18 protein-coding genes are annotated in these 20,879 nt (G+C 43.8%); 5 read left to right on the forward strand and 13 right to left on the reverse strand.

All coding sequences use genetic code 11. The annotated features are described in order from the left end of the window. The first annotated feature begins 92 nt into the window (after positions 1–92). Positions 93–617 carry a C-GCAxxG-C-C family protein gene (locus tag KQI87_RS07150; RefSeq protein WP_196002846.1) on the forward strand — a complete coding sequence of 175 codons (525 nt, stop codon included), beginning with the start codon at positions 93–95 and terminating at the stop codon, positions 615–617. 93 nt (positions 618–710) lie between these two features. Next, positions 711–1,634, forward strand: a complete 924-nt coding sequence (locus KQI87_RS07155) for a TDT family transporter (protein ID WP_196002847.1) — start codon at positions 711–713, stop codon at positions 1,632–1,634. Between the two features lie 114 nt (positions 1,635–1,748). Here KQI87_RS07155 and KQI87_RS07160 read toward each other — a convergent pair whose 3' ends face one another. The 4 genes from KQI87_RS07160 to KQI87_RS17210 all read right to left on the reverse strand — a co-directional run bounded on the left by KQI87_RS07160 (position 1,749) and on the right by KQI87_RS17210 (position 5,154). Beyond that, on the reverse strand, positions 1,749–2,900 hold the full coding sequence (locus KQI87_RS07160; protein ID WP_118569090.1) for a double-cubane-cluster-containing anaerobic reductase: 1,152 nt from the start codon (positions 2,898–2,900) through the stop codon (positions 1,749–1,751). A 99-nt stretch (positions 2,901–2,999) separates the two neighbouring features. Beyond that, positions 3,000–3,761, reverse strand: coding sequence for an acyl-CoA dehydratase activase (locus KQI87_RS07165; RefSeq protein WP_118409031.1), 762 nt, complete (start codon positions 3,759–3,761; stop codon positions 3,000–3,002). Between the two features lie 326 nt (positions 3,762–4,087). After that, the gene (locus KQI87_RS07170; RefSeq protein WP_216459573.1) at positions 4,088–5,056 is read right to left on the reverse strand and encodes a Gfo/Idh/MocA family protein; all 969 of its coding nucleotides are present in this window, start codon (positions 5,054–5,056) and stop codon (positions 4,088–4,090) included. After that, a complete protein-coding gene (locus tag KQI87_RS17210; protein WP_334300728.1) occupies positions 5,053–5,154 on the reverse strand; it encodes a DUF6783 domain-containing protein in 102 nt (33 codons plus the stop codon). Before KQI87_RS17210 ends, KQI87_RS07170 begins: the two co-directional genes overlap by 4 nt. On the opposite strand from KQI87_RS17210, the gene KQI87_RS17215 reads away from it, so the two are divergent. Continuing rightward, the gene (locus KQI87_RS17215) at positions 5,119–5,265 is read left to right on the forward strand and encodes a DUF6783 domain-containing protein (RefSeq protein WP_319017431.1); all 147 of its coding nucleotides are present in this window, start codon (positions 5,119–5,121) and stop codon (positions 5,263–5,265) included. The genes KQI87_RS17210 and KQI87_RS17215 overlap by 36 nt on opposite strands. Before the next feature lie 64 nt (positions 5,266–5,329). Here KQI87_RS17215 and KQI87_RS07175 read toward each other — a convergent pair whose 3' ends face one another. The 5 genes from KQI87_RS07175 to KQI87_RS07195 all read right to left on the reverse strand — a co-directional run bounded on the left by KQI87_RS07175 (position 5,330) and on the right by KQI87_RS07195 (position 7,993). Further along, the gene (locus KQI87_RS07175; protein ID WP_022380942.1) at positions 5,330–5,527 is read right to left on the reverse strand and encodes a small, acid-soluble spore protein, alpha/beta type; all 198 of its coding nucleotides are present in this window, start codon (positions 5,525–5,527) and stop codon (positions 5,330–5,332) included. Positions 5,528–5,685: 158 nt separating this feature from the next. Then, a complete protein-coding gene (locus KQI87_RS07180; protein ID WP_008706626.1) occupies positions 5,686–5,871 on the reverse strand; it encodes a PspC domain-containing protein in 186 nt (61 codons plus the stop codon). Between the two features lie 132 nt (positions 5,872–6,003). Then, entirely contained in the window at positions 6,004–6,972 is a 969-nt protein-coding gene (locus KQI87_RS07185; protein ID WP_253292407.1) for a DUF4097 family beta strand repeat-containing protein, read from the reverse strand. Next, on the reverse strand, positions 6,969–7,676 hold the full coding sequence (locus KQI87_RS07190) for a DUF1700 domain-containing protein (protein ID WP_253292408.1): 708 nt from the start codon (positions 7,674–7,676) through the stop codon (positions 6,969–6,971). Before KQI87_RS07190 ends, KQI87_RS07185 begins: the two co-directional genes overlap by 4 nt. Continuing rightward, the gene (locus KQI87_RS07195) at positions 7,673–7,993 is read right to left on the reverse strand and encodes a PadR family transcriptional regulator (RefSeq protein WP_020993548.1); all 321 of its coding nucleotides are present in this window, start codon (positions 7,991–7,993) and stop codon (positions 7,673–7,675) included. The genes KQI87_RS07190 and KQI87_RS07195 overlap by 4 nt, the downstream gene beginning before the upstream one ends. 764 nt (positions 7,994–8,757) lie before the next feature. Here KQI87_RS07195 and KQI87_RS07200 point away from each other — a divergent pair. Beyond that, positions 8,758–10,161: an RsmF rRNA methyltransferase first C-terminal domain-containing protein gene (locus KQI87_RS07200; protein WP_216459574.1), complete on the forward strand. Its 1,404-nt coding sequence runs from the start codon at positions 8,758–8,760 to the stop codon at positions 10,159–10,161. Between the two features lie 54 nt (positions 10,162–10,215). On the opposite strand, the gene addA is transcribed toward KQI87_RS07200, so the two are convergent. Continuing rightward, the gene (addA, locus tag KQI87_RS07205; RefSeq protein ID WP_216459575.1) at positions 10,216–13,953 is read right to left on the reverse strand and encodes a helicase-exonuclease AddAB subunit AddA; all 3,738 of its coding nucleotides are present in this window, start codon (positions 13,951–13,953) and stop codon (positions 10,216–10,218) included. A 1-nt stretch (position 13,954) separates the two neighbouring features. Next, positions 13,955–17,329: a PD-(D/E)XK nuclease family protein gene (locus KQI87_RS07210; protein ID WP_216459576.1), complete on the reverse strand. Its 3,375-nt coding sequence runs from the start codon at positions 17,327–17,329 to the stop codon at positions 13,955–13,957. A 104-nt stretch (positions 17,330–17,433) separates the two neighbouring features. On the opposite strand from KQI87_RS07210, the gene KQI87_RS07215 reads away from it, so the two are divergent. Further along, a complete protein-coding gene (locus tag KQI87_RS07215) occupies positions 17,434–17,871 on the forward strand; it encodes an FMN-binding protein (RefSeq protein WP_117845532.1) in 438 nt (145 codons plus the stop codon). 46 nt (positions 17,872–17,917) lie between these two features. Here KQI87_RS07215 and KQI87_RS07220 read toward each other — a convergent pair whose 3' ends face one another. Further along, positions 17,918–19,852 carry an NAD(+) synthase gene (locus KQI87_RS07220; protein WP_216459577.1) on the reverse strand — a complete coding sequence of 645 codons (1,935 nt, stop codon included), beginning with the start codon at positions 19,850–19,852 and terminating at the stop codon, positions 17,918–17,920. Positions 19,853–19,910: 58 nt separating this feature from the next. Next, positions 19,911–20,789, reverse strand: coding sequence for an Hsp33 family molecular chaperone HslO (hslO, locus tag KQI87_RS07225; protein ID WP_008706643.1), 879 nt, complete (start codon positions 20,787–20,789; stop codon positions 19,911–19,913). Between the last annotated feature and the right edge of the window lie 90 nt (positions 20,790–20,879).

Consider the following 20,879-nt stretch of genomic DNA (forward strand, 5'->3'; position numbering starts at 1 on the left):
TATAATAAGTTTATTGGCAGTACCTTAAATATTTTTAGGAAAATACGGAATATCAGAAAAGTACTGTAAATAAAAAAGGGAGGAAGTTACTTATGAAAATCGGAGTAACAGAAGCAAGTCCAAGAGCAATTCAGCGGGCAGCAGAAAAAAAATTTAAAGGCGGCTATTATTGCTGCGAAGCATTGATCAGTGCGATCAGAGAGGAATTCAAACTTGACGTTCCCGAAGAAGTTATCGCAATGGCATCTGGTATGGCAGTAGGAGCAGGAAAATCAGGATGTATCTGCGGTGCATTTAACGGAGGAATTCTTGCATTGGGAATGTTTTTTGGCAGAACCGGACAAAATGGTCCAACAGATCCAAAGAGTATCAAATGTATGGAATTGACACATGAACTTCACGACTGGTTTAAAAAAGCAAATGGAAAAAATGCAATCTGCTGTCGTATTCTGACAAAAGAATTCAATATGGGACAGGGCGAACACAAAGAACAGTGTATCTATTTTACAGGGTTATGTGCATGGAAAGTAGCCCAGATTGTCTGTCGCGAGCTGGGAATCAAAAATCAGGATGAGATTGATGAACCGGCAGAGAGACGTACCATTGAAGAAATTTAGTCAAATCAGACTGCGGGCAGATATTTGACTATGATCAAGCAGCAAAACTAATCACAAATATCTGCTTATATAACAGGAAAGGATAAGACAACAATGAAAAACACAATTAAAAAAATTCCTATCCCGCTTTGCGGTGTAATGCTTGGTCTGGCGGCACTGGGAAATCTCTTACAGAGTTACTCAGAAGGAATCCGCTATATCTGCGGAATCCTGGCAGCATTTTTGCTCATACTTGTTTTACTGAAATTAATCATGTTTCCACAAATGGTCAGGGAAGACATGAAGAATCCCATCATGGCAAGCGTATCCGGAACATTTCCCATGGCTTTAATGCTTCTCAGTGTTTATGTAAAACCATTTATCGGCAAAGCAGCTTATTTTATCTGGCTTCTGGCAATCTGTCTCCATATAATTCTGATCATATATTTTACAGTAAAATTCTTACTGAAATTACAGATGCCAAAAGTTTTCGCAAGCTATTTTATTGTATATGTAGGAATTGTAGTAGCATCTGTTACAGCCCCTGCTTATGAAAAGGCAGCCTCTATCGGAACAGCAGCATTCTGGTTTGGTTTTGTCACACTGATCCTGCTTCTGATTCTGATAACCTACAGATACGTAAAATTCAAAGAAGTACCAGATCCCGCAAAACCGCTCATCTGCATTTACGCAGCACCGACAAGTCTTTGTATTGCCGGATATGTACAGTCAGTAATGCCGAAGTCATATGGCTTTCTTACAGGAATGCTGGCAGCAGCAACCGCAATTTATATTTTTTCACTGGTAAAGGCAATTACATATCTGAAAATGCCGTTTTACCCAAGCTATGCTGCATTTACATTCCCATTTGTAATCAGTGCAATTGCATCCAAACAGACTATGGCATGCGCTGCAAACATGGGAAAACCTCTTCCGTTTTTAAAATATGTAGTGCTGATTGAAACAGTAATTGCAGTACTTTTAGTAGTATATACGTTTGTGCGCTATATGGGATTCCTGTTTGGACAGAAAAAATAGCAAAGAAAAAACGTAAGTCATAGAAATGTAGTTCTTTTTTAACTTTGAGTATTACAGGAAAAAGCAGGTATGAAAAATACCTGCCTTTTCTATAATCTTATAATATCTTCACAGTTATAACATTTCTATCAGAGCTGCAATACGTGTATTTAGCTGTCCAACATCAGACTGAGAATAATCTGTCTCCACATGCAGATAAGGAATCTTTTTCTCTTCTCTTACAAATCTGCCAACTTTACCGGCTTCCACATTATAAGTATGACAGGCCTGAAGAGTCATTTCCACAACAGCTTCTACCTGGTACTCATCGATCAGTTCATTTAACAGTTCAAAACGGTTCGGATTCGGAGTCATAACAGAACAGCCGATATTCAGATAACGTCTTGCAATTGCTTCGTAAATATCCGGATCATTTTCATCAATCAGTCTGTCTACGCTCTTTGCACCGGAGCAGTTTTCAAAAGCAACTACCACACCGCCATTTTCTTCAATTGCTTTTACTACTTTCATGGTAGCTCCGCCCATTGGACATCCGGTGATCAGAATACGATGTTTCTTTCCTTCGTTTTTGCCTGCTGCATATTCTTCTTTCAGCTTCACTGTCAGTGCATCAATCTCTGCCGGGACTTTGGAACGGTCAAACTTAAAGGTAGTTCCATACAATACATTATAAAGATTCTCACCCTTCATTGGAGCCGGATCCTGTTTCATCAGTTCATAGAAATCTTTCAAAGCACGACGTCCCTCATTGCTGATGCGGACTGCCTCACGAAGCTTCTCCTCTGTGATCTCCACCTCAAATTTCTTCTCCAGATATTCTTTGAAACGGATAATCTCACTCTTCCAGTACTGAAGTGCAGCCTCTGTCTGTTTATGAGGAAGCTCCAGAATAAATACATCCTTAAATTCGGACATAAATTCATACATTTTTTTCTTTCCGTCACAGGTAGTCTCACCAACTACAACATCTGAAAAATAAAAGAATGGACATTTATCTGTCACTGCAAACCCATAACTGGCCTTGATCAGTGGACAGAGATTTTTCGGCAATGTCTGCTCGGCTACCGGGATTGTTTCATCAGACATGGAACATAAACCTACAGAAGCAGCTCCCATGGCCATTGCAATCTCCTGTGGAAAATATGTACAGTAAGAACCAATTACCGGGATATTCTGATCCTTAATCTTCTTGATAGCAAGAAATGAATTCTTCCTCTGCTCCGCAAACTCCTCAAATACTTCTGGTAAATCTTTAATTATTTCCATCTTTGTGCCTCATCTTTCTATCGTTTTTATATTATTTTTTACTTCTTTCATACCATTCGCCAACTGTTGCAGTCCTTATTATCCTCTACAGTTGATTATTTATTTCTTTTTTTCTCCGGCAAGCAATGATGCCCCAAACGCTCCTGCATATCTTCCGTCTTTCATAGCTTCAACAGCACATCCAAGTTTTTCCGAAAGAATTTCTGCAAAATACGGACATTCACTCAATCCTCCCGTAAGGAGCACTGTCCCCGGAAGCTGCTTTCTTCTGGCAAGCTGCGCAACTTTCTCCGCTACAGAATTTACCACTCCCGCAGCTATATCCTCTCTGCTTCGCCCTTCACCAATCATGCTGATTACCTCAGATTCCGCAAATACCGTACACAACGAACTGATCGGTACCACAGTTCCCTGTTCTGCCAGGTCAAACAGTTCCGCAATGGTAACTCCCAGTCGATTCGCCATAATCTCCAGAAACTTCCCGGTTCCGGCAGAACATTTATCATTCATAAGAAAATCCTGGATCATTCCCTGATCTATCAAGATTACTTTCGTATCCTGACCACCTACATCAATAATTGCACATTCATTTCCCGCCAGTTCTCTGCCACCTCTTCCATGGCAGGTAATCTCCGTAATCACAAAATCCGCATAATCCACAGCTACACGCCCATATCCTGTAGCTGCTACACGAACCCCTTCACTCATTACATCAATCCCCTGATCCAGAAGCCTTGAAGCAATCTCCGAAGCCGTCTCCTTACTGCTCCACCCTGTAGGCAGCACAAATTTCATTTCCCTGTCACCAGTCACAACTGTCTTCGAAGCAGTCGAACCAATATCAATTCCAACATAATACAACTTTTCTCACCTGCTTTTTTTGGTATTTTTATCCATTCTGTTTACTGTAACTTCTATTATACCCTTTCCCATTAATAATCAAAAATTCAAAAATACAATAAAAGCAGGAGATTTATTTAAAAAAGCTATAAATGATTTTTACCCCACGAACAAGCAATGATACACGACAGATAATGATAAAATCCTCTTTATAAATTTATCTGGTAAAATCAAGACACAATAGATTTTTGTTACATTTCCATTATAGCAGAAAAGAAAAACCAGTAACGTTTCGGGTATATATCAAAAACATTACTGGTCTTTTTTATAAGATTATTCCACACTTTTTATTCGATACAGGGAATCTCATAATTCCAGGATTTACGGATATTGTCCATGATTTTCATAATCCTTATTGTCTCTGCATGAGGCATTTCCGGACACTCCGGTTTTCCCTCATGAATTGCTTTCATGCAGGATTCTACCTCATATTCATATCCTGAGATCTGTTCCGGCACAACATAAGAAGCCACTTCTTTATGTTCGGTATCAAACACTGTAATCTTTTCCGGATTATTGATATTCTGCACCTGCATATATCCTCTGGTTCCGAAAATACTTCCCATTCTGTCTGAGATTTCCCTTGCTCCACACTGAAGGGTTGCCATGCAGTCTCCCTCAAACACCATGGCAATGCTGTCCAGAATATCCACTCCATTCTGAAAGATTGCAGTAGCCTTTACATCCTTTACCTTATCGCCAAGCACCATGGAGGCAAAATTGATTGGATATACGCCTACATCCAGAAGAGCACCTCCTGCAAGCTCCGGTTTACGGATACGTTCCACATGACTTACTGTATAGCTGAGATTCGCGGTAACTGCCGTAACTTCTCCGATCACACCACTTTCAATAATATCGTTGATCATCTTTCTGGACGGCATATATCTTGTCCAGATTGCTTCTGTGATCAGAAGCTTTTTCTCTTTTGCAAGATCAAATAATTTCTGTGCCTGCTCTGCATTTACAGTAAATGCCTTTTCACAAAGCACATGCTTTCCCGCTTCCAGACACATCTTTGCATGCAGATAATGGTGTGAATGAGGAGTTGCGATATAAACCAGTCCAACCTCATCATCTGCCAGCATTTCCTCATAGGATCCATATGCTTTTTTTACTTCATATTTCTGTGCAAATACCCGGGCACGTTCCAGATCACGGGCAGCAACCGCATACGCCTCCACACCTTTCATTCCTGCCACTGTTTTCGCCATAGTAGAAGCAATACCTCCTGCTCCCAGAATACCTAACTTCATTTTATTGTCCTCCCATATTTCTTCGCTACTCCAGAGCGTGTCTGAAAAAGGCTTTTTGCAAGATGTGCGTCACAATTTGTGGGAGATTTTGTTCGAATAAGGGCGTCATAGCGGGCTACGACAATCGAATTCGGGAAAAATATACCTCAAAATGGGGCGTGCAGATTGTGGGAATGATTTTTCAAACACGCTCTAATACCTATTCTTAATTTTACAGCATCATCGCCCGGAGAACAAGTTTATTCCGTTATATATTTATCCCATATCATTCATTTATTTTTTCAGTTTCTCTTTTTTTCGTTTCGTCATCAACCCTCCAATCCTTCCGGTCTCTTTCGCAGACAGACTTTTCCATCCATCACTCAATACCCTGTCCAGCAGTCCCATTTCCTCTGCAATTTCATACTTCATTCTGACCTCCGGCAATAATTCTCCATCAAGATAAGCTTTTATTTCCTTTTCTTTATCCAAAACAGCCCACACTCCTTTTCTTTGGAGTATGGGCTGTTTTCTTAATTTTTATACTGTATTTCACTGTATTTCATGCAAACGGATATTCGCAATCCGCTTCGCTGCTTGCTTGATTCGGTTAAACTTCTGTCTATTACAGATTGGATTCTGAGATTCTGTTATCTTTTCGGAATAATAATTGCCGCAATGATATATGCCCAGATTCCCGCACCGCCAAAACAGGTAAGGATCACCCATGCCAGACGCACCAGCGTAGGGTCAATATCAAAATATTCTGCGATTCCTCCACATACACCGCAAAGCATACTGTTTTCTGATGATTTGTATAAACGTTTGTCACCCATGTTCCATTTCCTCCTTAAACCCAGATTAGTCAAGCAGATAAAATCATCCGCTTCGCTACTTACTCTACACCGAATAACTTCCTGATTCGGTTAAATACCACTTTTATTTCTGCACGTCAGAGTATATGCTCTTCAGGATATCTGCAAATCTCTGTGCTCTTTCCCGGAGAAATCTACTGATATATTTCCCATACCGCACTCCAGATCCAGTTTCCTGTCTGCGCCTTTATTGGAAATGCTTTTCTCCCGTCCAAGTCCGCTGTAGGAATCAGAACCTACATCCAGATTTCCCACTCCACATTCCAGATCATAATTATAATCCTCCTGCGTACCGGTCAGTGTCAGATCCAGTTCACCCAGACCACATTCTCCATCTGTCTTCCTGGCGCTCAGATCTGCAAATGTCATACTTCCGGTTCCGATTTCCAGATCTGCCTCCCTTGCAGTCACCGGATTCTTACTTTCAAATTCCCCGGCTCCCATCTCCACACTCAGCTTCTCTGTCTCAATATCTCTGTTCAGATAAACAGTACCTGCACCCATCTCAATCTCCAGCTCCTGAAGCTTAACATCTTCCGGATAGGAGATACACACCTTTCTGTTTTTAGACAGTTTTTTCGTGCTTCTGACCTTAAGAGTATCCGAACTCTCCTTCACTGTCACATTCTTCCCACTGTCATCATAAACTCTGACACAGAAACTGTCGCCCTCTTCCAGAATCAGCTCATCGTACTTCAGCTCTATATCCAGCTTTGTGGGCTGATACTTCAACTGATATACAGTGCCATCTTCCTCATTCTCATCAACAGCGCGGGCATAATCCTCACTGTCGTCACAGTCGTCGCTGTCGTCATAATCATCGCTGTCATAGTCATCGCTGTCATCATAATCATAATCGTCATAATCATCATCGTCATCATAATCATCGCTGTCATCATAATCATAATCCCCATCTGCCACCAGAAGCACCCTTTTCAGACTTTTCACCCCTGTCAGTTCCGACATACTGGCTCCCATAACACCACCGGCAGTTGTCAGCCCGATTCCCACAGCACCAAAAATCCCCGCTGCGATCAACATTCCTTTTGTAAACTTCTTCATTTAACCGCCTCCTTTCTCTTTCTGTAAAGTACCCTGTTAAAAAAGTCGGTAATCTTCCGAAACCACTTCGGCACAATACGTACTGCGACACTGATCAGCCCCAATACCATAAGGATTGCCAGAGCAATCATAAGACATCCAATTCCTATTGTCATGATCCCGGTTCCGGTCATTACAGTCAAAAGCCCTGCTCCAGCCACAACAGCTGCAAGCCCGCCAACCAGTAAAGCCACAGCGCCTATACCCAATCCAACGATCAGCCAGAACGGAAGCAGTAAGATTCCAACTGCAAATGTCAGAATCCCACCAACAGCCCCCTTAACAAAGGGAGAGATAAAAACCAGCAGAATCACCGCAAGGATCAGCACCGCCTGATTCCCCTTTCTGAAAAAACGCTTCCCTGTTCCCGACTCTTCTCCATATTTCTCAGGCATCTGACCTCTCTCTTTAGTCCGGGCATCCTCATAGCCATGCTCCGTATATTCTCCATACTCATAGCCTCCTGCCGAACCTTTCAGATCCGCCTTGATAATCGCTGCAACCTTCTCGGGACTTCCAAGTTCCCTGAGCACCGAAGCTTCATTCTCAGCTCCTGCATCATCGAAATAACTATTATAAAAATCAAGGGCATCCTGCCTCTCTGTCTCGGAAATATCAGCAAGCAGCTTCTCCAGCTCCTGCATAAACTGCGCCCTGTCCATCATCCTATTCCTCCCTCAAACATCCCGCTTATCTTGGATGCATAAATTTTCCATTCAGCTTTATAAAACTCCAGCTGCGCAGCACCTCTGTCCGTCAGCTTATAATAACGCCGGTTACGTCCTGCATACGCCATATCGTAAACCTCCAGACAATCATCCTTCTGCAGCCTCCTGAGCACCGGATACAAAGTAGACTCCGAAACATCCAGAACTCCACGCACATCCTGCGTGATCTTATACCCGTAAGTCCCTTCCTTCTCCTTAGAAACAACCGCCAGAACAACCGCATCCAGAAGCGCAGCACCCGTATTAAAAACCATATGCTCACTCCCTCGTTTCAATTATGTTCTGTACAGACAGCATCATCTCTGCAATCCAGCCTTAGAGCGTGTCTGAAAAATGCTCCAGACTATACCAAAGGTAAACGCCATTTCACATCTGATACATTTATTCCATCCTGTTCACATACTATACAGAACATCAATATTGTTTTGTTAACGATATTATATGATGTATAATATGATTTTGTCAATACTATTTAGTAAAAATCATTTATACTTTATAATCATTTTGATACCTTTACCGAAAATACCTCATTAACGTCTTCCGGTTTACTATAGCACTCCTCATAAATAATGTATTTAAAAGCATTGCTATATATCAATTTCTTATTTCATAAATTACTGCAAACAATCCAGTCCATCATAGCGTGAAGTCCTGCTGAACTGTCTTGATTGCATTATTTTATGGCATTGCTATAGTATTTCATAAACTTAATATTCCATAAACCTCACGTTATACTACAGTTATTTTCAGTAAACAGCGCAGGAAAATATATCTGTCTGAGTGCATTTGCAGGCATCTTAGATCTTCTTAGCCGGTAGAAATCTGCGTTATGGAGAAAAATCGCAACCTGTCTGAGCGAAGCCTGCAGCGAAGCGAGTTTTGCATTTTTCTCCATGCTTTTAGCAGATTTTTACCGACTTAGAAGATCTTAGATGCCGAAACCGCACTCAGACAGATATATTTTCCTGCGCGTCCCCCACCCACCAATCAAAACTACAGCAAAGGAACCCAACCCATTATGAACGAAAATACAACACCCCTCCACCCAGCCTTCCTCACCCGAATGAAAGAAATGCTCGGCAACGAATACCCCGCCTTTCTCTCCAGCTTCAGCGCCCCCCGAACCTACGGCCTGCGCATAAACATCTCCAAGATCACCTGCGAAGACTTCGAAAACCTGTCTCCATTTCCAACCCGTCAGATCCCATGGATCAAAAACGGCTACTTCTACGATGAAGACATCCGTCCTTCCAGATGCCCATACTACCAGGCCGGCCTCTACTACCTTCAGGAACCCAGCGCCATGACCCCCGCCTCCCGCATCCCCATCGAGCCGGGTGACAGAGTCCTGGACCTCTGTGCAGCCCCGGGCGGCAAGGCAACTGCAGCAGGCGCAGCACTTCAGGGACAGGGACTTCTGGTAGCAAACGATATCAGCACTTCCCGCGCCAGAGCCCTCCTTCGCAACCTGGAACTCTTCGGCATCCCAAATGTCTTCGTAGCAAACGAAACACCTGCAAAGTTAACCAAAGCATTCCCCGAATTCTTTGACAAGATCATCCTGGATGCTCCATGCTCCGGAGAAGGAATGTTCCGTAAAGAAGAAGCCCTTGCCAAAGACTGGACTCCTGAAAAATCCATGGAGCTTTCCGAAATCCAGAAAGAGCTTATCCTCCAGGCAGCCGATATGCTCCGTCCCGGCGGACTGATGCTTTACTCTACATGCACATTCGCGCCTGCTGAAGACGAACAAACTGTTTCCTGGCTTCTGGAAAACCGTCCTGACATGGAACTGGCAGAAATGGAAGATTATGAAGGCTTCTCCCATGGAGTTCCTGAATGGGTAAACAAAAATCCTGAACTTATCAAATGCATCCGGATTTTCCCACACAAAATGAACGGAGAGGGACACTTCCTTGCGCTCTTCCGTAAAAAAGGACAGGCAATCCGGGAAAACTCCCGTCCTCACACAAAACCGGACAAAAACGCATTTCCACTGATTGAGGAATTTCTGAACGAAATCGGTCTGAAAACTCTCTGTGGCCAGCCGTTTGACTGGGAACGTGTGGAAATCCGCGGTGATAAAGCCTACTATCTTCCCCCTGTTGCCCACAACTTCCGCGGCATCACCTTCTTAAGAAACGGTCTCTATCTCGGTGACCTGAAGAAAAACCGCTTCGAGCCGTCTCAGCCACTTGCATTGGCAATCCGCAAAAATGAAGCAGAAGCAGTCATCTCTCTCTCCACTTCTGACGAAAGGATTACCAGATATTTAAAGGGCGAAACCTTAAATATCGAACCCGAAGAAGCAGCTCACAAAAAAGGCTGGCATCTCCTCTGTGCAGATGGATATCCCATTGGCTTCGGCAAACTGGTCAACCAGATTCTGAAAAACAAATATCCGGCAGGGTGGCGCGTATAACACGCGCTTATCCCTGCCGGATATTTGAATTCACAATAATAATTTTTATTCCGCTTACAGCAATATCTCTTTCTGCAATGTAAACGAATAAATGATCTTTTCCTTCACTCTTTTCCCCGTCATCCGCTCCAATGCCCGGGCATAATCCTCAAGCTGCACATGATACAGATCGATCAGCTTCTGTTCCTGTCCTCTCCTCACTCTATCCGTTTTATAGTCCACAAGAACAATCTCTTCCTCTTCCATAAAATAGGCATCGATAATTCCCTGCACCAGCACTGTTTCGTTCTTCCAACCATCATCGAGCATAGAAGCATTTCTCTGGATCACAAAAGGCTGTTCTCTGTAAAGATGTTTTTTCATGGCAGCCTTCTTCATTCTCTGCCCCAGTCTGGACTCCACAAACCTCCTGATATCTCGGATCCGAATACATTCCGCTTCCTGCTCTGTCATTTTCTGGCTCTCCAGAAGTCTCTTTAACTGAGCCCGAAGCTGTTCCTCTGTATCTGCTTCTGCATAATCCAGACATTCCATTACTCTGTGGTAAGCAGTACCTCTGGCAGCCCCCTTATACTCTTCCTGCTTCTCTGCCATAAATGCGGGAACCGGTGCTTCCTGTTCTTCCTCCTGCTCTTCGGCAGACACACTGATATTCTCTTCCAGTTCACTTTCATCATGCCAGCTTCTCTTTTTCAGGTCCGAAACACTGACTTTAACCGGAATATCTTCCAGATATTTATACGGATATACAAAGGAAAATCTTTTCTCTATCTCTTCCTTCACAGCCTCATCATACACTTTATTTTCATCCCAGTTCTTCAGATATTCCTCCTGCATCTGGTTTCCTGCCTGGATGAGAACTGCCTTTTCTGTCATCTGACGGACAGTGATCTTTTTTATCACAAACTCAGAGATATCATCGTAAATCCCCGGCTGTTTCTTCATGAGGATTCCATATTCCCACAGAAGTTCACTCATGGCCCGATGCCGCACCAGCGCAGGCAGTACAAAAGCCCAGTAATTCTTTGCTTTCATTCTGGTTCCCAGTGGGAGCAGTTCTTCTTCCTCATCCAGAAAACGCGACAGCGACAACATCTGCTTTTCCAGCTTTCCAACTGTTCCTGTAAGGATCAGTTTCTCTTTTGCTCTTGTCATGGCAACGTAAAGTACCCTCAGTTCCTCTCCCAGACTCTCTTTCAGAAGCTGTCTTCTGATCACCTGCTTATTCAGCGAAGATGCGATCACCCGTTTCTCCGGTATGATAGCATCAGCCCCTATTCCCAGTTCCGGGTGAAGCAAAAGACCTGCATTCATATCCTGAAAATTAAACTGTTTTCCCATACCGGCCACAAATACTACCGGAAATTCAAGTCCCTTACTCTTGTGGATCGTCATGATCTCCACTGCGGTATTGCCCGCTCCTGTCAGATTGACTTCTCCATAGTCCACCTGATATGCCTGTAGCTGTTCGATATAACGAACAAAGTTAAACAGACCCCTGTAGCTTGTCTTCTCATAGTCCATAGCTTTCTCCACAAGCATGGTAAGATTTGCAAAACGCTGCTCCCCTCCCGGAAGTGCCCTTGCATAATCTCCATACCCGGTTTCTTTCAGCACATAAAGAATCAGTTCGTGAACCGGCGTATATGCAGCCATATTTCTTACCTTTTCCAGGAGGCTCAGAAATCCTTTTAATTTAATATTCAGGGAATTCTTTTCATTTTCTCCTGCATATGCAGAAACACTCTCATAGAGCAGACCATCAGGATACTGTATTCTAAGTTCTGCCAGTTCCTGTGAAGTGCATCCGACGATCGGTGAACGAAGCACTCCCATAAGCGGAATATCCTGCAGCGGATTGTCACACACCTTCAGATAATTCAATACAGTCACAATCTCGGTTGCAGAGAAATATCCGGTTCTTGATGTACAATATACGGGAATCCCCTGAGATGCCAGCACTTCCCTGAATGTTTCTGCCCATCCATAGGCAGTGCGCAGCAGGATTACAATATCCCCGTATTCCACAGACCGGTATTCCTTCTTCTCTTTATCTACGATCTGTTCTTTTCCCACAATTTCTTTAATTCTCTGTGCAATGGCCAGCGCCTCCAGTTCCTGCCCGGTCTGATTTTCCATTTCCCTGCGGTTTCCCGATGCACCTGCGTCTTCATAGTCCTGTACATCAGACAGTTCTTCTCCGTCTCTCTCGACCAGAAGAACCTCTGTCTTTACAAATTCCTCTGACTCTCCTTCCGGAAAAGAAGCTCCGGGATAAAGGGCTGCATCTTTGTCATAGGTAATCCCTCCCAGGTCTTCCCCCATGATCTGTCGGAAAATAAAGTTTACACTCTCCAGAACCTGTTCCCTGCTCCGGAAATTTTTGTGCAGGTCAATTCTCTGCTCCTGTGCTTCTTCTGTGGAATAACTTTTATATTTTTCCATGAAAAGCTCCGGCCTTGCCAGACGGAAACGATAGATACTCTGCTTTACATCTCCTACCATGAAGATATTTTTTTTCTGGTTGATCCACCCGGATACTGCTGTTGTCAGAAGCTCCTGTACTAAGTTACTGTCCTGATATTCATCCACCAGGACTTCATCATACTTTGCGGAAAGTTCTCTCGCAGCCTGGGACATATGGATTTCTTCCCCTTCTTTCGTCATCAGTATCTGCAGGGCAAAATGTTCCATATCCGTAAAATCCAGAATATTCTTTTCTCTCTTTGCCTCTCCGAACTGCTCTTTAAATTGCACAGTCAGCTCAACTAACATCTCTATTGGGCCTCTGATATATCTGATCACTTCCAGAAGTTCCTTCTCTGTACTCTGGAAATATCGCTGCCCCAGTTCCTTCAGAATCCCCTTTTCCTCATCCCGGAGATCTTTCACTCTCTGCTTCTTCTGTTCATCTACATCCGAAGCCTTCTTTGTGCTCAGCCGGGCAAATGAGGGTTTCATAAGTATTTCTGCAGTTGTATTATAATCTCTTTTCTCTGCCAGTTCCTGCAGACTCCTTATAAGAAGCAGATCACTGCTCAGTGCCTCATCATACAGATACGGACCATCCGGCTCTGAGCAGATTCTTCGAGCCTCCTGCACCAGAAGCTTCGATTCCTGCAGTTCATCCTTCACTGCATCCCAGAGCATCCTCATCCACTCAGTCTCTCTTAACTCTTCCAGGGAATCAATCCTGTAATCATCCATACAGCTGGACAGCCATTCCTGCGGAAAAGGATTGCTCATAGCCATTTCATATAATTTCTGTATCAGGTTTCCCAGATTTTCATCTGACTTTCCCGTTGCAAAGCATTCCACGAATTTCTGAAACTTTTCATCTTTCCTGGCATAATATTCTTCAAGCAACGCTTTCACAACATCTCCCCGCAGAAGCTTCAGTTCCCCCTCATCTGCCGTCCGATATCCCGGATCCAGTCCGATCAGATGAAAGTAATTTCGGATAATATAGGCACAGAAACCATCAATAGTTGTAATCTGTGCAGTATGAAGCAGGGTTGTCTGTCTCTGAAGATGCTCATTATCGGGATCTTCACAGAGTGCTTTTTCAATAGCTGCCGAGATCCTCTCTTTCATTTCACCTGCTGCCGCTCTTGTAAATGTCATGATCAGCAGTCTGTCAATATCCACAGGGTGTTCTTTATCTGTGATCTTACTCAGGATACGTTCTACCAGTACTGCCGTTTTTCCGGACCCGGCTGCCGCACTGACCAGAATATTTCTGTCCCGCAGCCGTATAACCTCCTGCTGCTCCTTTGTCCACTGTACGCCCATCTTATTCTGCCTCCCTGTCAAATGCTTTCCATAATTCCTCATCAGAGAAGTTTTTCAGTCTGCGGAATTCATATCCTGACAGCCTGCGGTCAAATCCACATACCGTCATATACGGACAATAAGTACACGCATTCTTTTTTCCGAGCTCATAGGGAGAAACCTCTGCATCTCCCTCCAGAATAGAACTTCTTATCTTCTCAATCTTCGTCCTTACATACCGTCCAAGCACTGCAAACTGTGTTCTATCTGCCACAGAAGAATTTTTGCGAAAGCTTCCGTCCTTATTAAATGCGACAGGAATGGAGCCAAGACTGCTGTCCATCCTGTACACAAGCTCCGGATCTGCCTGAACCAGCCCATTCATCTTCAGTTCTTTCATAAGACCTGCACTGACTGCTTCCACATCCGCATCTATCTTCTCCTGGATCATAGGATCCTTGATATTGTAATAGAAAACTCCCGCAGGAATAATCTCCTTATCCGGATATTTCTTCTGTTCTACACGCAAGGCACCATCCAGATAGATCATTAACTGTAACTGCAGGCCATGATACAGATAAACCAGGTCAAAGGATGTATTTCCGGTTTTATAATCAATCACCTTCACATACACCTTATTCTGATCTTCCATAATATCTACTCTGTCAATTCTTCCTCCCCCGAAGGTTACCTCAAATCCTTCCGGCTGAAATTCTCCCTGTTCCAGTTGTTTCTGAAGTGCCCATACCGTCCTTCTGAGGATTCTCCTTGTTCTCTCGATCATATATTCATTTCTGGCACTGCTTTTGAGTACTGTATTTCCATAATCTGCCACAATATTATCCAGACACCGGTCCGCAATCTCATTCCGTTCCTGTTCTGTCAGCTCTGTCCATTTCATGCCTCTTTTTCGCACTTCTTCTGCAAAGCTTTCCAGTGCTTCATGCATAACATTTCCCATATCCATAGGTTTAAACTCATATTCCACACGCTCGGTAAGCTTCATTCCATACTGAAGGAAATGTGCAAATGCACAGGCTGCAAAACGTTCCAGTCTGGTAGCACTGTAAGGCGAAACCTCTCCGTATAATGCCTTCGCCACACTCTGACTGATAATGTCCTTTGGTTTTCCGGCAAAAGCCGACTGTACCAGCTTCTGTACTCTGCTTCTGTATTCCGGATTCCGCAGATACCAGCTGTAAAGCTCTCCAAACATTGCATCCGTCTCATCTGCCTGCTCCAGAATATCCTCATGTTCTTTCTCTGTCTCCTGTACCAGCTTCTCCAGAAACAGATCAATCCCAGCTTCCGGATTTTCCGGATAACAATAATTGTTTATAGAATTTTTATGGGGTCTGACCCCGGCTCCACCCTCAATTTCCAGCTTCGGATACAGACTGCGTATGCTTCCAACCAGATATGCCGGACTTATGCCTTCTCCTTTTGCATTAGTATCACTATAGGAAAGGATCAGCTTTTCTCCCGGTTTCGTCATATTCAGATACAGATAGAACCTCTGCATATTCATCAGTTCTTTAGGCCCCGGTGCCAGTTCCACTCCCTGCTCCTGGAAGAAATCCCTGTCAAGCTCTGATAAGATTCCTCCTGTCTGTGTACTCTTTGGAATATTACCCTCATTCACGCCAACAAAGAACAACGCCTTAATCTCCTTTAAACGGGATCGTTCCATATCACCCACCATTACCTGATCTATGCTCGGCGGGATCAGCGCTACTTTTGCCTGAGAAAGTCCTGATTCCAGAAGCTGTCGGAACTCCTGTCTGTTTACCGTTTCTTCGCCAAGAATCTCAACCATCTTATCCAGCAGGTCCATCACAATTCCATAAATCTGGTTATATTCTTTTTCCATTGCTTTATCGCCTGACTCTTTAAACTTTCGCTCCTGTCGTTTCAGTTTCTGCCAGACATTGCTTTTTTGGATAAACTCATAGAGAATCCGGCAGTACTCTTCCACTGTCTTCTTCCCGGAACCAAATCCCTGTGCAAGTTCCCTTACTTCTTCCGCAAAGATTTCTCTGATCTCATTCAGTTCCTGTATCTTCTCCGCTTCCATTCCTCTGTATACACGAACCCATTTTTCAGACCATTTCTTATATCCCCGGATTCCCAGCGCCAGCACGTAATTCTCCAGCTTATCAGCCTGTTCTCTGGTAACTTCTGACATCCCGCATCTGAGATAACGGAAAACGCTCTCATAAGGAAAGCCCTGCACTGCCATCTCCATGGCAGCACGCAGATACTCCACAAAAGGATTCATCAATACCGAATGCTTCTCGTCAATAAAATATGGAATATCCGCCTCCTCAAATACCTGTGCTGCAAGTCTTGCATATTCTTCCAGATTTCCTGTGATCACTGCAATCTCACCATAGCGGTATCCGCAGGTACGCACAAGTTCTGACATCCTTCTGGCAGCCTCCCGCATTTCTTCCAGGGGGGATGGCGCAGTAAATATTTTTATCTCCTGCTGTTCTTCGGCATACACGCCCTTTCTGTAGCGGAAGATATTTTTCTCCAGAAACTGTAAGGCAGGTGCCTGTGCAAACCGGGACTGTCCGGATGGTTTCAGATACACCGGATCCTCCAGATCTCTGGTCAGCCCTGCAAGTGTCCGTATCATCTGCTTGCTCATAAAGAAAAGCTGATAAGGTTTTCCCGCAGAAAAAGCATCCTCCCGTTCGTCCATAGTCACAGTAACACTTATGCGGTCAGCAATGACCAGAAGTTCCCTGAGCACATTGACCTGAATTGGCGTGAATCCGGTAAATCCATCAAAGAGAAATTCCGCTCCCTTAAGTTTCTCGGAAAAAGGAAGCTGTTTAAGCAGGACATCCATCACCTCTTCCCCTGTCATATAATGCCCCTTCAGGAATTCCCTGAATGACTGATAAAGGATTCCCACATCCTTAAGCTTCATTTCAAGTAATGGCTGATCTTTGGCCTTCTCTTTCATTTCTGCCAGATTCTCTTCTCTGATATCATACTGCATAAATTCTGAAACCAGAGACTTCACCTCATCCAGATATCCCGGCTTATTCATCTGACTTCCCAGATAGGCAAGTTCCTTTCTGTGCTGCTGCACCATTTTCTGCAGCACCATGCTTTTTCCCGTATCTTCCAGAACCTTTCTGTTATCTCCGCCGGTTTCTTCAAATACACGGTACGCAAGACGTTCAAAGCTCAGGATGTCAATATTCAGGATTCCTTTTCCCGGGTGCATTTCCACCAACGTCTTCTGTGTCTGCATGGTAAACTGCTCCGGTACGATCACATAATAATTTTTCTCCGGATGCTGCAGTGATTCCTGAATAATCCTTTTATATGCAAAATATGATTTTCCGGCTCCGGAGCTGCCGATTATAAACTTTAATGACATTCTTCTCTCCTTACTGTCAGTTACTCAACATTCAGTACTTCAGTATATCATAATTTAAGTACTTCTGTAATAGAATATACAAAACCATCCAGGAGGCGTGTACCATGAGTGCAAAAACAAAAATCATAGTCCTACATATGAAGGAAGTTATATACACTGGCATTTTCCTCCTTCTTGCTGTCATCCTGGCTATTGTACTTTTTTTCATGTTTGGACCCGGTCAGAAAAAAAGTACCTCAGCTGATGCCAAAAGCCGGTACAAACCGGGAATTTATACTTCCTCCATCGACCTGAATGAAAACACCTTTGACCTGGAAGTAACCGTTGACTCTGACAGGGTAACTTCCATCCGTCTGGTAAATTTAAGTGAAAGCACTGCAGCCATGTTTCCTCTCATGGAACCGGCTCTGGAATCACTGGCCAGCCAGATCTATACCTCCCAGTCGCTGGAAAATATCCAATATTCCGAAGATCAGAAGTATACTTCCATGATTCTTTTGAATGCAATTGAAACAGCACTGAAAAAAGCGGAGAACAATTGATCGTTCTCCGCTTTGTGATTCTATAGCAATCCTCTAAAATAATGCATTATTTACGAGGATTGCTATAAATATCCATATTCTCAAGCTGCTCCAGCCATACTCCTGCACTTGCATCACTTGGCATTCTCAGATCACCTCTCGGTGAAACCGCAACGCTTCCCACCTTCGGGCCATCCGGAAGGCAGGAACGTTTAAACTGCTGTGCAAAAAATCTCCAATAGAAGGTTTTCAGCCATTTGAAGATTGTCTCCTTATCATACATTCCTTCAAAAGTCTCACATGCCAGCCTGTAAATTTTCTCCGGTTCAAATCCTGCACGAAGCATATAGTACAGATAGAAATCGTGAAGTTCATAAGGTCCCACCAGATCTTCTGTCTTCTGTGCGATCTTGCCATCCTTAGGCGGCAGAAGCTCCGGACTTACCGGTGTATCCAGAATATCAAGAAGAACCTCTGTCAGCTTCTCATCTTTGCAGGTATCCGCATAATAACGTACAAGATGACGCACCAGAGTTTTCGGCACTGAAGCATTCACGCCGTACATGGACATATGGTCACCATTGTAGGTTGCCCATCCCAGAGCCAGCTCAGACAGATCTCCTGTTCCCACCAGAATCGAGCCATCCTGATTTGCACTGTCCATCAGGATCTGCGTTCTCTCTCTTGCCTGGCTGTTCTCATAAGTCACATCATGCACAGACGGATCATGAGCAATATCCCGGAAATGTACATTTACTGCTTCTTTGATATTGATCTCACTTAAAGTCGCACCCAGACACTGACTTAATTTGCAGGCATTCTGATAAGTTCTGTCTGTGGTTCCAAAGCATGGCATGGTAATACAGTGGATATCCTTTCTGTCCGCGCCGGAAAGGTCAAAGGCTCTTGCGATCACAAGCAGTGCCAGTGTGGAATCCAGACCTCCGGAAAGTCCCACTGTTGCCTTGTGGCAATGGATATGATCCATACGTTTCTTAAGTCCCATTGCCTGGATATTCAGGATTTCATCACAACGCATATCCCTTTCTTCTTTTCGTGAAGGTACGAAAGGATACTGCGAATATTTTCTGGTCAGTTTTGTCTCTTCCACATTCAGATGGAAGCACACTTTAATGTGATCACTGTCGTCAGCCGGCTGATAAGTAGTCAGTCTTCTTCTCTCATCGTTCAGCCTCTGCACATCAATCTCACTGTATACAATACCATTGTGGAAACGTTTTCCTTCCGCAAGGATCACTCCATTCTCTGCAATCATATTCTGACCGCCAAAGACCAGATCCTGTGTGGACTCACCTTCTCCTGCATTTGCATATACATATCCGCACACCAGACGTGCAGACTGTCCGGAAACAAGATCTCTGCGGTAGCTGTCCTTTCCGACCATCTCATTGCTGGCTGACAGATTCACAATCAGATTCGCTCCTGCCTGTGCATGGAGAACGCTTGGCGGCAGTGTCACCCATAAATCCTCACAGATCTCTGCTGCTGCCACAAGCTCCGGCTCCTCCTCACAGATAAAAAGAATATCTGTTCCGAAAGGAACTCTCTTTCCCTCAATATCCACATATTCCAGACATCCAAGACCTGATGCAAAATGGCGCTGCTCATAAAACTCTCCATAGTTTGGAAGATAAGTTTTCGGAACCAGCCCAATGATCTCACCTCTGTTTAAAACCGCTGCCACATTATATAATTTTCCATGATTTCTGAAAGGCACACCTATAAAAACAAGGGCATCCACATCAGCAGTTTCCTTTGTGATCTTCAGCAAAGTTTCCCAGGCGCTGTCGAGAAGACGTCTCTGCAGGAAAAGGTCCTGACAGGTATAGCCTGTGATACAAAGCTCCGGAAAAACCATAACCTTCACATGTTCTTTTTCCATCTCATGGATCAGTCTGATAATCTCATTTCCATTGGCATTGCAGTCTGCAACTGTGATATAAGGTGTTGCGGCCGCTGTTTTGATATAACCGTTTTTCATTTTCTACCTCTTCTTCCCTGTGCTCCGGCAGATCCATCTGTCAGTACATTTACATCTCTTATTTACATTTACGCAGGATTTCTTTCAGTTCTTCCACTGTAAATTCATAATTCTTATTACAGAAATGGCAGTTCATCTCGATGGACTTACCTTCCTGAATCATTTCATTGAGTTCTTTTCTTCCGATGCTGATCAGGGCTTTCTCCACTCTTTCTCTGCTGCAGTTACAGTAAAATTCCGTAGGAACTTTCTCATTGATCTCCATGTCAAAGCCCTCCAGGACTTTCTCAAGCAGACTCTCAGGAGTATGCCCCTCTTCCAGAAGATTTGTGACAGATGTGATTTTCTGCACATTTTCCTCAAGCTTCGCAATTGTGCTTTCTTCCGCAAACGGCATCAGCTGCACGATAAATCCGCCAGCCTGACGTACCGTATTGTCTTTATTCATAAGAACTCCAAGACCAACTGCTGACGGTACCTGTTCACTTGTAGCAAAATAATAGGTAAGATCTTCTGCGATCTCGCTAGTCTGAAGCGCAACCTGTCCAACATAAGGCTCTTTCAGTCCCATATCCTTGATCACGTTCATAAATCCTACACCGACAGCACCTGCAACATCCAGTTTTCCCTTACTGTTTGCCGGGATACATACATCAGGATTTCCCACATATCCCTTTACACGACCTTTGGAATCTGCTGTCACAGTAATTCCTTCCAGAGGACCTCCTGCCTTAATCTGAAGTGTGAGGATGTCCTTATCCCCCTTCATCATGGTACCCATCATGGCACCTGCTGTAAGAAGACGTCCCAGTGCTGCTGTGGCTACCGGGCTTGTATTATGATCCTGTCTCGCTGTTTCTACTGTTTCTGTAGTAACTGCCGCAAATGCACGAATCTGATCATTCGCTGCAATTGCTCTAATAATATAATCGTTCATTCGTTTATTACTCCTGTTATTTCTTTCATATTATTTCCATTTTGTCCATGGCTTAACGTCAAATCAATAGCAATTCCCGTAAATAATGCA

Source organism: Blautia sp. MSJ-9 (assembly GCF_018919065.1).
GTDB lineage: Bacteria > Bacillota > Clostridia > Lachnospirales > Lachnospiraceae > Blautia_A.